The 15,204-nt window shown below is 38.4% G+C and carries 12 protein-coding genes and 1 other annotated feature; of the genes, 8 read left to right on the forward strand and 4 right to left on the reverse strand.

Features of this window, described 5'->3' with window-relative positions; all coding sequences use genetic code 11:
* The 5 genes from P6N53_RS07895 to P6N53_RS07915 form a co-directional block, all read left to right on the forward strand.
* Positions 1–498, forward strand: a 498-nt coding sequence (locus P6N53_RS07895) for a hypothetical protein (protein ID WP_373323022.1), incomplete at its 5' end; no start/stop codon positions are given.
* A gap of 295 nt (positions 499–793) precedes the next feature.
* Positions 794–1,234: a DMP19 family protein gene (locus tag P6N53_RS07900; RefSeq protein WP_304542296.1), complete on the forward strand. Its 441-nt coding sequence runs from the start codon at positions 794–796 to the stop codon at positions 1,232–1,234.
* Between the two features lie 175 nt (positions 1,235–1,409).
* Complete coding sequence (locus tag P6N53_RS07905) at positions 1,410–2,219, forward strand: metallophosphoesterase (RefSeq protein ID WP_304542297.1); 810 nt, start codon at positions 1,410–1,412, stop codon at positions 2,217–2,219.
* An 826-nt stretch (positions 2,220–3,045) separates the two neighbouring features.
* Positions 3,046–4,053, forward strand: a complete 1,008-nt coding sequence (locus tag P6N53_RS07910; protein WP_304542298.1) for a PstS family phosphate ABC transporter substrate-binding protein — start codon at positions 3,046–3,048, stop codon at positions 4,051–4,053.
* A gap of 91 nt (positions 4,054–4,144) precedes the next feature.
* Positions 4,145–8,263: a beta/gamma crystallin-related protein gene (locus P6N53_RS07915; RefSeq protein WP_304542299.1), complete on the forward strand. Its 4,119-nt coding sequence runs from the start codon at positions 4,145–4,147 to the stop codon at positions 8,261–8,263.
* Between the two features lie 162 nt (positions 8,264–8,425).
* On the opposite strand, the gene P6N53_RS07920 is transcribed toward P6N53_RS07915, so the two are convergent.
* Positions 8,426–9,544 (reverse strand): double-cubane-cluster-containing anaerobic reductase, encoded by a 1,119-nt coding sequence (locus P6N53_RS07920; RefSeq protein ID WP_304542300.1) that lies wholly within the window; start codon positions 9,542–9,544, stop codon positions 8,426–8,428.
* A 263-nt stretch (positions 9,545–9,807) separates the two neighbouring features.
* The gene (locus tag P6N53_RS07925) at positions 9,808–10,623 is read right to left on the reverse strand and encodes an alpha/beta fold hydrolase (protein WP_304542301.1); all 816 of its coding nucleotides are present in this window, start codon (positions 10,621–10,623) and stop codon (positions 9,808–9,810) included.
* A 198-nt stretch (positions 10,624–10,821) separates the two neighbouring features.
* Positions 10,822–11,090: a binding site (T-box leader), on the forward strand.
* 88 nt (positions 11,091–11,178) lie between these two features.
* Between P6N53_RS07925 and P6N53_RS07930 the strand changes: the two genes are divergently transcribed.
* On the forward strand, positions 11,179–12,828 hold the full coding sequence (locus P6N53_RS07930) for an AMP-binding protein (RefSeq protein ID WP_304542302.1): 1,650 nt from the start codon (positions 11,179–11,181) through the stop codon (positions 12,826–12,828).
* Positions 12,829–12,873: 45 nt separating this feature from the next.
* On the opposite strand, the gene P6N53_RS07935 is transcribed toward P6N53_RS07930, so the two are convergent.
* Both P6N53_RS07935 and P6N53_RS07940 read right to left on the reverse strand, forming a co-directional pair.
* A complete protein-coding gene (locus P6N53_RS07935) occupies positions 12,874–13,386 on the reverse strand; it encodes a hypothetical protein (RefSeq protein ID WP_304542303.1) in 513 nt (170 codons plus the stop codon).
* A 189-nt stretch (positions 13,387–13,575) separates the two neighbouring features.
* Entirely contained in the window at positions 13,576–14,217 is a 642-nt protein-coding gene (locus P6N53_RS07940) for a lactate utilization protein (RefSeq protein ID WP_304542304.1), read from the reverse strand.
* 141 nt (positions 14,218–14,358) lie between these two features.
* Here P6N53_RS07940 and P6N53_RS07945 point away from each other — a divergent pair, with 141 nt between their 5' ends.
* Complete coding sequence (locus P6N53_RS07945) at positions 14,359–14,799, forward strand: winged helix-turn-helix transcriptional regulator (RefSeq protein WP_373323023.1); 441 nt, start codon at positions 14,359–14,361, stop codon at positions 14,797–14,799.
* Positions 14,796–15,164: a DUF4180 domain-containing protein gene (locus tag P6N53_RS07950; RefSeq protein ID WP_304542305.1), complete on the forward strand. Its 369-nt coding sequence runs from the start codon at positions 14,796–14,798 to the stop codon at positions 15,162–15,164. The genes P6N53_RS07945 and P6N53_RS07950 overlap by 4 nt, the downstream gene beginning before the upstream one ends.
* The last annotated feature ends 40 nt before the right edge of the window (positions 15,165–15,204 follow it).

Raw genomic sequence — 15,204 nt, forward strand, 5'->3', positions numbered from 1 at the left:
GCTTACGCAAAGAGTAAGGCTGAAGAATACTCTGTAGAGAAGATATGCGAGTTTATTGTTGAAGACATTAATCAATCTGTAAGGGTTGAAAGAGATTATGACATTGTTATTCTTGGTGCTGTGGGAGATGTGCTAGGAAATTCAATTGAAACAATACTAAAACTTAAAAGTACAATTAAAAAGAGAGGATACATAATTATTGATGATGCCTATAGTGGTGAGGGTTCTGAAGAAAGGTACCCTTCAAAGAAGCAATGGCATCAAGTCTTTCAGCAGACAGGAGTTAAGCTTATTGCTGAGAAGGCAATTAATGATTTTGAACTGGTTGAAATTAATAGAATAAATCAAGCCCATATTGTTAGGCGAGCCAATGAATTAAAGATACTTTATCCTGAGCAAATGAACATTTTTGAAGGATACATAAGAAGTCAACAGGCTGAATGTGAAGAGTTGGAAAGTGAAATTACAGGAGTCACCTGGCTCTTGCAGGTTATTTAGGCGTGTCAAGGGGACGGAGCTATTGGCAACAACAGTAAACTACCCGCTGATTCTTGGAACAGGAGATCAATCTGATATGCACCAAAATGAGAACCTGACTTAGCTTTACCAACTAAGGTTTTATTTGCAGATACGGTGAACGTACCATAAGTGGGTTTATAATAACTTCCCATAATCCATATACCCATTAGGCTAAATAATTGGCAGTATTAAACTAAAGGACAGTTTGCTGTGAAAAGGAAAAAATACACTGCTTAGAATTTAAAGCAAGTATCTTATTGAGATGAGGGAGTAAATGAGTAGATTAAACAATGAAGATTGGCAAGAGAGTTGGTTTAGGCTTTGTGAAAAACAAAATTCAGAAGGATATGATAGACTTACTCCTGATGAAAAACTATGGTTCAATATAAGAGGTCTAATAGACAGCGTGAATAACGGTGGAATCATTAGCTTTTACTACAATTCTTATGCATTCTATTTAGAAGACACAATGGTAGACCTGCAAAGACTTCATGCTGTTGAGGTGCTTGATATTTTAGTTAAGACAAACGAATTATTCCCTAATGGAAAACCACCAAAAGATTCAGATAAGAGAAATGAACTTATCAATTCATGGGAAGATGGAGTTCATGATGATTTGTTAGGAGAATTAAATAATAAATTTTATTCCCTTGAGGAAAATCTTGAACTTGAATTAGAAACAGTAGTAAAACGAATTATTTTAAAAAATTGTTAAGCCATAGATTATCTGTTTAACCAATGGTTTGCCAAGCATATATTAAGTAATCACTTATCACTTTAAGATTTCGTAAAATATTACTCCCTATGCAGGAATGGGAGATCAATTTATTATATTTACTGTAAGCAAGGATAGTTAAGAATAGTGGGTTGTGGAGGTTCAGTGTTAAAGAATGGAAGTTCTTATTTTAATTATATTGGCAATATTAATATTATTTGGTGAGATGTTTTTTGAGGTTAACTATCCAAGGATAACTGAAGTAAACTTTAATACCAACAAGTTACCTCAAGGCACAAGTCTTAAAATCCTACAAGTATCTGATGTCCATGGGGAGGATTTTACTACTAACTTATTAAACCAAATCAAACTTAAGGAACCAGATATTATTGTCATAACTGGTGACTTAATAGATAGAAATACCAGTAATTTTAATAACGCTTATAAGCTCGTTGAAGAACTGATAATGGTTACTCCTCATGTATTTTTTGTATCAGGTAATCATGAGTGGGACAATGACAGAAATGTAGATTTCTTACTCGGGTTAAAAAAGCGTCATGTACTAATCTTAAATAATAGCAATACTACAGTCGGTATTAAGAATACCAGTATAAATATTTGTGGAGTAGACGATTTTCACACCGACCATTCAGATCTAGGTCTTGCTGCTAAAGGTATTAATAATAAATTTTTCACGGTACTACTATCACATTCCCCAGGGATTGTAGAAGAAAAATATCTACTTGGCGATTTAGTTCTAAGTGGTCATACTCATGGGGGACAGGTAAGATTTCCACTGATAGGAGGTATTGTTGCACCTGGGCAAGGTCTGTTTCCTAAACTACAAAAGGGGATTTACAACCTTGAACATGGCAAGAAGCTTTATATCGACAGTGGTTTGGGTACAAGTGCACTACCTATAAGGTTTCTGAATAGGAGTCAGGTATCTTTGATAACCATCAAAGGTTCGAGTTCAGTTCATTAAAGTATATTCCAAAGAAATAGCTTATCTTATTAAGGTTAAGTTCTAAACTGATTGACAAATGGTACTAAGTAATACCAATATAAAATTGTTTATTTATACCATTTCTGCCGGACTAATTAGTTATATTACATCATTGTGTTAATTAGAATATGGAAATCAACGCTATAATTAAATTCCTTGATCAATATTTTGGAGTAACCGAGAACAATCTTTCGATTAATGTTAAGGGGTATAGTATAGTGGATACGTTGCTTTATGTATTAAAATTCCTGTTTATTTTCATTATACTGATAATTATGATAAGGGTTTTTAGGATGGCAGCAAATTTTATTGGCGAACAGATAAGAAGATTCTTTCGATATATTTTTCGGAAGATAGTAAAAGAAAAGTGATTAATCAAATAAGAGGTGTAAGGTGATGGCTATATGTTGCTTAAGGAGCTTATAACAATCTCACATTGTCTAATAGCATTGGGATTAATTGATGACTCGGGAATGGCAACAACTAAGAAAAAGATGCCATTATTTAATAGTTTTGCAGAATGAAGCTGAAAAAGCCTGTCTTTCTCCCCGTCTCCTTTGAATACTACACTATTAATAGCTCCTTCTACTCCTTCAGATATTTTACTTGCATAAGACATAAGCCATTTATTTGCAAATTCATTAAAGTTGTCTAAATTGATGCCTTGGGCCGTATCAGCTGAACAAACCTGATCATGTCCGGCACCTGGAATATTAATTTTAACACCTGCTAATAAGAATACAATTTTTTCAACGATCCCTAACCCAGAAAAATAAAATATGTAATTTTGGCGAGGTAATATTTAATGAGGAAAATTTTATTAATCTTGTTAATTATTTTGATGGCTTTATCATTTGTAGCTTGCACCAAAGGTGCAGATATGCCCACTAATAATGCAACTGATAAAGAAAATTCAAATCTCATGACTGATACTGCTGATAAACTTGGAATTACTCACCAAGACTATCCGAGAATTGATGGTTCTACATCAACGCTTTCAATTGTTAGGGCAATCAATGAAGCCATGTATCAAAATAATGAAAATGACAATTTTCCTGAAACGGCATCAAAAACAGTACCGTCTTATAAATTACTGATAAACGGTGAAGTAGATATGATAATTGTTCCCTATGCATCTTCTGATGTTCTGGCGCTTGCAGAGGACGCAGGTGTAAAGCTTGAATTTTTCCCGATAGCAGCGGAGGCACTGGTATTTATTACTCCTATAGAAAATAATACTGAAAACCTGACCATGGAGCAGGTTCGCAGCATATATCTCAATTATGGAATTAAAAATTGGAATGTAATAGGCGGTCCTAATCGGGAGCTTGTTCCGATTTGTAGAAATTCGGACAGCGGTAGTCAATCGCAGATGGATAACCTCGTTTTAAACGGTAAAAAAATGCATTCTGCCATACGGAAAAACTATGTGGAGCTAACCATGGAGGGTATGCTGGAGCAAGTGGCCTTTTACCATAATGGTGGATTGAATGGTAACCCTACAAACAGCTATGCACTTGGATATACTCTATTCACCTATTTAAAAAACATGGGAGATATCACTGGAATAGATTCTAAATTGAAGCTGCTCGCATTTGAAGGTGTTGTTCCCACTGAAGAAGCCATAGCTGATGGTTCATATTCTCTTACTGATGCTTATTATGCAGTGGTACGAAGGGACTTGCCAAAGGATCACAGTGCCAGAAGCATTATCAATTGGCTGAAGAGTGATGATGGAAGGACTGTTATAAAAGGATTAAGGCTGATTACGCCCAAAAAGGAGGAGGGAGGGATAGAAGCTCAGCGGATGTAAGGAATTCATTGGGCACAGGTAGCAAGGGCTGAGCGAAGGTCTATATAGCTGTTCATATATTTTCAATTAAATTTAGAAAGGGGTGGGCTAAATGCAAAAACTACTGATTTATCATGATCCGGTAAACAAGGAAAATCCAATGACTGTCGAAAAAAGTCAAAGCAGGGTGCATGGAGTTTCAATCAGTCAAATAGCTATTGAAGGAGGGCAATGGTTACTTTACAACAATCGTGACTATAGTGGCAGTTGTGCTATTTTAAGTCTGAAAGATTCCAAACCTGTTATTTACTCACTCAGTAAAGATTTTGCAAAGGATAATATTTATTCCATCCGGCTTCTGCCGGAGCAAGGAATAGTCTTGTTTGAAAAAGAGAATTATCAGGGCAGGATATGGGAAACAACAAAGTTTTCTAATTTTGAACGGAATATCAATGTAGGAGCAAGGTCCTGCATCATAATGTCCGATGAGTTTCTCTTGTATCATGAGGCTGATTTTAATGGTAAAGCGTTCAAATTAGCTTATACCGATGAACAAAAACGTTTTATACCAACAGTAAAACCCTTGGGCGGTGTACCTATAAGATCTTTCCACAAGGATGGAGAGCACCCTGACGAAACAATAACTGTCAAATTATCAGAAAATCACCCGGAGAGGCTTGAAAGAAAAAAATGGGAAAGCCTCACCAGATGTATTCCTGATACTCCGGAAATTCCTACAAAGACTGCAATTAAAAATGGAAGTCTTTATATTATCGGTTCGGGAATGCAGGTCGGACATTTCAGCATGGAGGCAATAGCACATATCAAGGCGGCAGACAAGGTATTTTACTGCATTGCCGATGCGCCAGGCGAATTGTATATACAGACATTGCGCCCCGACGCTATGGATCTTTATGTATTGTACAGCGATAGCAAAATTAGGTATCATACATACGTCCAAATGTCTGAGGTACTGCTGTACCACCTGAGGCTGGGCTTTAATGTAGTGGGGGTATTTTACGGTCATCCGGGAGTCTTTGTCGATCCCTCTCACAGGGCTATCAATATTGCAAGAAGAGAAGGATTCCACGCAAAAATGCTGCCTGCAATCTCTGCATTGGACTGCTTGTTTGCCGATATTGGAATTGATCCCTCTTTTCCAGGGCTGCAAACCTTTGAATCAACAGATTTGCTTTTGAGGAAGCGGACAATAAATACAGATCAGCATGTTGTCTTGTGGCAGGTAGGCTGTGTTTTAGACTCAGGTTTTCGCAGGAGAGGTTATCTGAATCACAATTTGAATATTTTGCTGGACTATCTGATTGAGATTTACGGTGAAGATTACGAAGTCATTAATTATGTTGCACCGGTATTTTGCACCCTGCAGCCTGTAATTGAGAAATATAAGCTATCAGATCTTTATAATCCTGACAATGCAAAAAAAATAACCGGGCTATCCACCTGGTATCTGGCTCCAAAGGTAGAGCAAATGCCAAATGTGGAGATTTATAAAAAATTGGGACTGAAAATTCCGGATAAGCCATTTAAACGTGAAATGAGATTTCACTACGGAGAGGATGAATTAAAAGCTCTAAAGGCATTAAAATTGTTCAAGGTTCCCGGTGATTACAAGCGCACGGTAGCAACGCAAACAGGTAAGCTTATGATTGAGTTGAGCAGTAATGCCAAGAAATACCACGAATACAGGAAAAGTCCCACACAGATGCTGGAAAAAGAAAATGACCTGACCAGCAGCCTGAAGAAAAAATTAATTAACCCTCCTTCATGGCGGTTAAGGGTGTTGACCAAACCAGATGCCCAGGAGGTTATAAACAGCTTCCTAAATAAGCTTTATACTACTCCAACCTTTGCTAACCAGTGGAATGATGTTCTCTCCAAGTATGGTGTAGTACCCGACGGTGAAAAGGACGTAAATAACTGGCTGCGGCAAAATGGGTTTGATACTACCCTGGAGGATATTGTTGCAGGGCAGTCTGCTTTCGATTCATCCAGCCTGCTTCCCTGGAGCGGTGTTTATACAATGAACTTCGATAACTGCAAAATAGCTGTTGTCGGCGATGAAACCTGGTATAAGAGTCAGATATATTACAATGGCTATTATATAAAGAAATTCAATTACCAGAATGGGGTCTTAAGCTGGAGTTCGGCAGATGGTAATGCTGTCAGTGCAAATCTGACATTTTCCTGGAAGGATACTCAGCATACTCAGAGATTGCTGCAGGGTAAAATATGGTATCCGTCACAAAGTGAGCCCACCCAAAACAACTCCTATGGAGAAGCGGATTCATATACGTCGCCGTTATCTGTATGGCAAGGGTTGTATAAGACATTCATGAAAAGCGGAAGCAGTTGGGTTACAGGAAAGGCTATTCAGATTGATGCCGCAAACGACAGCGTAACCTTCGGTACTGTAATGGTTAAAAATTATACTTACGATGATGGTACTTTATCATGGAAAGTCGAAGATGGGAACGATTCAAATGCCGTACTCAGCTTCTATATGAAGCCCAATAACGACGGCAACGGATATACTGCCAGTTTTTCAGGATATGTCTGGCAGAGCGGAGATAAACCTACTGATGTCAATTTTTCGGGGACTCTTGATACCAGCTTTATGAAAGTTTGGAATGGCTACTATTCGACATTGATAAAGGATAGCCAGGGCAACTTCAATCCCGGAATGGAACTGGTTATAAATGCAGGGCAGGACTTAAGCAGCACCAAGGTGTTTTACGGTGGTGTTGAAATAAAAAGCTTCAAATATGCAACGCCTGTTTTATCCTGGAGTGAAGCCGATGGAAATGATTCAAATGCCACATTAACCTTCTATCAAAGCACGGATGGTAAAAACCCAAGCTTTTCGGGAACCTATTATCCTAAAGGGGGTTCCGTACCTGTAGCTCCCAATATGTATGGAGCTTATGATGCAAAATATCTCTCTCCCTGGAGTGGGTATTATCAATCTGTACTCAACGACAGTTCCGGCCCTGAAGTAATTATCATTGGGACACAACCTGGTGGGCAATCGGAGATCAGTGTCGGAGGCGTGGAGATAAAGAATTTTGCTTTTAATAATCCTGTGATTTCCTGGAGTGATGACAATAATAATTTTAATGCCATCATCACCGTGTATACACCGCAGGGCTCAAATGTTAAGCAGTTTGCAGGATACCACTGGCCAAAGAACGGCACCAAACCTGAAAAGCCAAACTGGGTTGGAAAGATCGATATTTCTTATCTACTTTCATGGTCGGGCAATTATTACACATATAAGAAGGATGACAGTGGGAAATGGGCAACAGGACCTGCTTTTCAGGTAATTGGAGGAAGAACGAATGAAGACAGCATTATTGTATATAACGGGCAAACACTTCAGGGATGGGTGTTTAACAATCCGGTACTTACTTGGAGTGATACCCTAAACAATTCAAATGGTGAGCTTAAATTCTATATTCCACAACCTACTGATAAAACAACGGTTATAACACCTTCCTTCAGCGCAAAGGTTTGGCCAAAGGGTGGGACAAAACCCACAGAACCAAATTATTCCGGTTCATTGAATCCACCCCCTTCACCTACAGGCGGCTATTCGACTCCCATATTTCTTGAGATCATGACCTATGCCGGATATACCATTTTGTTCTATACCTTTGCCGATATAATTTGTCAATTCTGGAAAGGGAAGGGATTGGCACAAACAATTCGTGAATGGATAAAAGGAAAGATGGAGCCTGCTCAGCAGAATCAGGCCGAATTAAACCCGGAACAGGAGGAACCTATAAATCCGGACGAACCCCCAGTACAACAGCAGCAGCAGGAGCAGCAACAGGAACAACAGCAGGAACAGCAGCAAGAACAACAACAGGAACAACAGCAGGAACAGCAGCAAGAACAACAACAGGAACAACAGCAGGAACAGCAGCAAGAACAACAACAGGAACAACAGCAGGAGCAGCAACAGGAGCAGCAACAGGAACAGCAGCAGGAACAGCAGCAAGAACAGCAGCAAGAACAACAACAGGAACAACAGCAGGAGCAGCAACAGGAACAACAGCAGGAACAACAAACAGAAGCAACAGAAGCTACAGAGGCTACAGAAGTTACTGAAGTTACAGAGGTTACTGAAGTTACAGAAGTCACGGAGGTTGAAGTAGTTGAAGTTGAAGTAGTTGAGGTTGAAGTAGTTGAAGTGGAGATTATTGTAATTTAGACGAAGGTCTAGGAGGCTCACTTTCCTAAATTATATTTGAGGTCCACCAACAAAACGCAGATGTTGCTTGCAAAGCCGTAACAATAAAGGAAAAACCAGATTTCCTGTAGTCTAAGGAAATCTGGTTTTTTAGGCTTAAATCCTCAAATAGTGCTTTCAATGTTATCTAATCATATCTATGAAAGTGTCTATTCTTTGTTTTAGCCAACCAATATCGGACTTAGAATAATCAGTTTCTATTTGGAGGAAGGGAATGCCTAGCTCATCCCTAATGAATTTTCCTAATGGTTGAGACTCAATATTATAAGTGTGACAGGATCTCCAGGTAAGATCGATGATTCCGTCAACGCTATATTGTATTGCCAGTTGTGAAAGTAATTCATACCGACGATGATTGGGGGATAAACAAGGACAGGCAATATTTAGGTACTTTTGAGCCAGTGCAAGCATTGGGTTGTTATCCTCATTTACTGGCTCAATAATTGACTTAAGGCCTCCACAGTTTTCCATTGCAACCACAATGGCTGATTCTTCTATTAAATTAAGTACCTTTCTAGAAGTAGTTGGGCAACCAGTTAATAATATCCTGGGGCCAGAGCCAACTCCACCTCTTATTTTGGCGAAGTCAATTACCCTTTTCATTCTTGAAATATGGCCGGGAATATCTATTTCCAAACCACCGCTGCTTATTGCTGTAGTAATTTCACGGCCAGTTAATAAAGGAATTTTTCCTGTATTCAACTCAAAAAGATCCTGTTTTGCCCTTCTATATTGATTATATAAACCTATTGCAGACACTAAGCTATCCTCTGTAATTTCAGTTCCTAACTCTTTTTCGAGGTGGGCTTTTAGTTTATTTAATTCCTGTATCCAGGTGGTTAATGCATTTTCACCATCAGCGGTGCTGGGTAATTGCAGCACATAGATAGGTTTTATTTTATCTAGCAATTCAAACATCTTCTTTTTTCCATCGCAGGTAGCATCCGCAATTAGAATATCTGCTAAGTCAAAGAAAGGGCAGGTATTGCCGAGGGCGTAACCATAGCTGGATTTTATTAAAGGACACATATTACGTGGCAAATGTCGCTCGGCTAGGGGAATTGGCACATCGGAAGATCCACAAAGGGATACCGATATTCCTCCTGCTGCTATAATTAACTCCCTGGGAGTAAAGGCGCAGTAAACTCCTACAACCTTTTGTCCGTTAACTTTTTGCTCACGGGTTTTAGATAAACTTTCCTCTTTTATAGTTCTTGCATAATTAATATCTAAATTAACCATTGCTGATCTCCTAAATTGATAAAATAGAAGTTGATTTTAAAACAATACTAATTAAAAGTTTATCATCAATAGGGTAATGAATTATATGAAAATAAGTTATAAAATAAAGTAACTATAAGATACATAACCATAACGAATATCTATTTTAGCTAATAATCATATTTACACAACCAAGTAGTAATTTCCCCAGAAGGATCAGTTGAAAAATCCCGCCTTCAATATAGAAAGGTGGGATTGATTTAAATGACTCAGTTTTATGAATTTTATACTTCAATAAACTTTATTAATTCTTCGTTGAATCTTTCACGTTGGTCATAGAACAAGAAATGCCCACATGACTCAAAGGGTACAAGCTTGGAATTTTTAATACTATTATTCTGTGCGATAGCTAATGGAAATAGGCATACTTGGTCATTGATACCGTGAAGAATCAGAGTGGGAACTTTAATTGTTTTCAAGTCGTTAAATAAGCCCTCTTCATCCAGCCATGTGTTGGCAATAGCTGCAGTAGACCAACCGGCTGCCTGCAGGCCTAAATAGAAAATCCAATCAGACAATGGTTCGCTAACATAATTATGGAAGATCATACTCCCAAAATCTCTCAGTGTTTTGGGACGATCTGTATAAACGCCTTGAATAATGTTAATCACAGCTTCTCTATTTAGACCATATGGGAAATATGGACGTTGGATAAGACTTGGTGCCGCTGCAGCAAAAAGAGCAAGCTTTGATACCCCATAGCCATTGTGTCTGGCCATGTATCGGACACAAATCGCTCCCCCTGTAGAATGTCCGCCCAAGGTGAAATTTTGTAATTTAAGTGCGTCAACCACACAGCGGATATCATCGGACAAACGGTTATAGTCGTAACCAGACCATGGTTTGTCTGATAGACCGAATCCTCTACAGTCCATTGCTACGCACCTATACCCCATTTTTGGTAATTGCTCTAACTGGTATTCAAACAGATTATGGTTTCCGGGCCAACCGTGAATTAGTAGAATTGTCCTGTGGCCTGCCGGGTTGAGATCCTCAACATAAACATTTATACCGGGTTCTACAGTAATATAGTATCCCATTTAGATTCCTCCAAAGTATATTTGACAATATATTATTCAGTTGTAATTATTTGGGTGTTTATCTTTTGAGTTCTTTTGATTAATAACAACTAGAAATGTATAATTGTATAGAACTAGGAGGATTTGAAATAATTTATTGAAAATTTAACAAACTTGCTATATAATGTATCCTAACCCGATGCGGTAAATTGAATAGGAAGAAAAGCTATGAAAAGAAGGAGTAGGTATTTTTGACCGAGCATAGAGAGAAGCGGACGGTGGAAGCGCTTTGTCGGGGAAATACACGAAGTAGTCTTGGAGCTGCAGACCGAAAGAAACGACATTAGTTAGTTGTTTTAAGTAGACTCTGACGGAAATTCCCACCGATAAAAGGGAAACGGCATCGATAAAAATCCGTGCTGGTATGAGGTATAGTTGTAACACTTCTATACGAAGTTAGGTGGTAACACGAGCCATTCGTCCTAATATGGGATGAATGGCTCTATTTTTTTTATCAGGCTAACTTAGAATTTTGGCCGGGTTTTTCTGGGTAATCATTTTTAAGGAGAGGCGAAAATGGAACTCATTAGAAACTACCTACCGAGAACGGAATTTGAAAGCTACGAAGATTTTAAAGAAAATTTTAAAATTGAAGTTCCTGAGGATTTTGATTTTGCAAGGGACATAGTAGACAGGTGGGCGGAGTATGAGCCTGATAAAAGGGCACTTGTGTATTGTAATGATGAGGGTTTTGAGAGGAGCTTTTCCTTTTCGGAATTAGCTGAGTTATCAAAAAAAGCGGCAGCTTATTTTATTTCCCTTGGTATAAAGCCCGGTGATCGTATTCTGACTCTATTACGCAGACGATATGAATATTGGATCTGCGCAATTGCAATGGCCAGAATTGGTGCTGTTACAGTGCCCGCATCCATTCAGCTTACAGAAAGGGATATCCTTTACCGTGTTGATACTGCAGAAGCAAAACTGGTTATCGCTTTGAATGACAGCTTCGTACTTGAACAGATTAAGAATTTGAAAGAAAAATGCCCGTCTATTATCGATATCCTTATTGTAGGAGATGGACCCCAGCAGCAATATCAGGATTTCAATCGTGAATATATCAAATACGAAGAATGGAAGGATTACAGCGGCCTGGCCAATAATGATGAAATGATTATTTATTTCACATCGGGTACATCAGGCTATCCAAAGATGGCCATTCATAACAGAACCTATCCCCTGGGACATATTGTAACTGCAAAATATATGCAGTGCGTACAGAATAACGGCTTACACCTTACCCAATCAGACAGCGGCTGGGCAAAATTTGGCTGGGGTAATATTTACGGCCAGTGGATTTGCGGCAGTGCAATACTTGCCTATGATCCCGTTCGCTTTGACTCTCATAATCTAATGAAATCATTGGAACGTTTCAAACCCACTTCACTATGCATCCCGCCCACCATGTACCGTTTCCTGCTGCGAGACGGAATTGAAAAAAGGCATGTGGAGTCAATCCAATGGTTTTCCACGGCAGGAGAACCCCTTTCGGGAGAAGTAAACAGCGAGTTTCATAAGATCAGCGGACACTATATTCACGAGGGATTTGGTCAGAGCGAAGGTACGCCTATCGCCTGTTCATTTCAGTGGATACCTGTACGTCCCTCCTCCATGGGCAAGGCATCTCCTTTGTATAAGGTTGCCCTGATTCATCCAGACGGGAGTCTGTGTAATCAGGGTGAAGAAGGTGAAGTTGTGATATTCGCTTCAGGCAAGAATCAGCTTGGGTTACTCTCGGCTTACTATGCAAATGGTGAAATGATTGATCCTATCCAGGAAGGAATTTACCATACCGGCGATATCGCCTTTGAAGACAAAGATGGATACTATTGGTATGTGGGTCGCAATGACGATATGATCAAATGCTCCGGCTACCGTATCGGACCTTTTGAAATAGAGAGCGTTCTAAATACGCATCCTGCTGTCATGGAGAGTGCTATTATCGCCCATCCTGATGAAATACGGGGCCAGATTGTTTGTGCAGTAATATTATTGCGTGATGGCTATACTCCGTCAGAAGCACTGACAAAGGAGCTGCAAAGTCACGTTAAACAGAACACAGCCCCTTACAAATATCCGAGAAAAATCATCTACGTTCCAGAATTACCTAAAACTACCTCGGGGAAAATCATTCGCAGGAAACTGAGAAATATCATTACATCTTAAATGTGCGTATCGTAAGATAAATGGAGTAAATTAAGCTTACTCCATTTATCTTATTTTTTGTTTGAATCTTAACCAATTTGGTATCCTATCAGGTGATTCGGTTTCAGTGTCCTCGATATAAGCATTTTCATACCATTTTTGAAAGATATAGATAATGGGTATATGACTTAGGAGCAAAGTAAAAAAAGCAAAACTACTCATATGCATACGGTAGAGGCCAAGCTGCTCAAAGATCATGGGGCTAACTATAAATGCTTGCAGTGCCTGAAGAGCTATATTTACCCCGGAAAATAGCAATAGATTTGGATAGGTATAATAAAATACCAGGATGGTAGCCACAGGAAGAAAGCCATATGTAAAAGCAGAAACATGTGTCAGAAAGAATACATTGTCTGTTATTGTCCACCAATTTAATACTTGAGCCACTTGAAAATAAATTGTATCTATAATTGTAGTGAAGAAAGCAACTGCTAAGAATCGTTTTACTCGTCGTGAATCAAGTGGAATTAGCAAAAACCAGGGTGCAATTAATAATAACCATAATAGTAAGTGTCCCATTTTACATACCCTTCTTTACAAATTTTTATATATTTTAACAAATTGCCAGCTACATTATGCAGAAGAAGCCATTTGAGCCACAGCCTATGTTAGCACATAAGAATACGCCACACATTAATAATTGTGTGGCGTACACTCTTCTAAGTGATAGGAATTCAACACTAGAGATATAAGAACTGTTTTACCGATTTAAAAGCCTAGCTCATTACCAACAATAATAATGTGGGTATCTGTAAGCATTGGCTTTTTGCTTAAAATGGTTGTAACGTTGCATATTCTTGAAGGTCCCTGGCAATTCATGCATTGACCGGTTTTTATACAGGGATTAGCCTTATTTAGTCTTTTGTTATTCATTGGTGCAGCAATGGTTTCTATTCTTTTAATGGCCTCATCAACATTGCTAACAATTTTATTTATACCAACGATTATAATGACCCTTTTTGGTCCAAATATCATAGCTGCAACCCGGTTGCCAATTCCATCCCTGTTTACTATTTGACCGTCAAGGGTAACGGCGTTAGTGCCGGTAAGAAAGACATCACATACCAATTGGCGACGTCGAAGCTCAAGGGCTTCCTCCGGACTTAGGCCAGGCTTATTGTGGTCTAAAACTTGGCAACCCCTGTCTGCTAAGATTTCAGATAACCCTAACTGCTGTACAGTAAATGAACCACCCATACCAACGGTTGAATTAGCGGGAGTAAGTGATATGACCTCATTTATGGCAGTTTCCTCGGTTGCACAATACTTAGCATTAAAATTGTTTTTGTTAAGTGCCTCAATTACTTGATTAACGTTGATTCTATTACTTTCTATGTTAGAAATATTCATCCCGGAGCCTCCCAATTCATTTTAATAATCCTATGATATAATAATAAATAGTATATTTCAAACTAACAATTATGCACCTTTAAGTTTGATAGTGAATAAAAAGTTATATACTATACAAAAAGTAACTATGTTGGGATTCATTTGTTAGGAGGAGCACAGGTGATTAAATTTAGGAACAAAGAGTACCAATGCTCAATGGAGCTGACACTTGATTTAATTGGAGGTAAGTGGAAAAGTCTTTTGCTATGGTATCTTTCAAATAATAAAATAATGAGATTTAGTGAATTAAATAGAATTAATCCAAAGCTCACACAAAAGATGCTTACCCAGCAGCTAAGGGAAATGGAAAGAGACGGACTAATTACCAGAAAAGTATACGCCCAGGTACCACCAAAGGTAGAATATTCCCTTACACCATTGGGGGTCAAACTAACTCCTATTTTGGGCTCATTATGTGAATGGGGAAAAGAGTACTTAAAATCTGAGAATCAGGTTAATGAGGCTGCTTCACAGGAGCATGCCCTGCACAATTGTAAAAATTATTTAATAAATACTACTGAGAAGTTGGAGGATGAAGGATGAATATTACTACGATAAAAGAGAATGGTATTGAAATTGCTATTGTAAATACCAATGAAGTACTAATCACGGATGTTCAATCGGCCTTGGATTTTATGGCCACAGTAAGGTATGAATCAGGCTGTGAGGCAATTATTATTAATAAATCAGCAATTTGTGAAGAGTTTTTTCATCTAAATACAAGACTTGCAGGGGAAATATTACAAAAGTTTATCAACTATCAGGTAAAACTTGCCATTGTTGGTGACTTTTCAATATATGATAGTAATAGTTTAAAGGATTTTATTTATGAGAGTAATAAGGGGAAAAATATTTTTTTCTTGCCTGAGGAAGAGCAGGCTATAGAAAAATTAATAAATTTGTCCTAGGAATGCATTTGGATAAGTATAAAAAGACTCCTAAGATTTG

It is taken from the genome of Desulforamulus aquiferis (assembly GCF_030577015.1).
Classification (GTDB): Bacteria; Bacillota; Desulfotomaculia; order Desulfotomaculales; family Desulfotomaculaceae; genus Desulfotomaculum; species Desulfotomaculum aquiferis.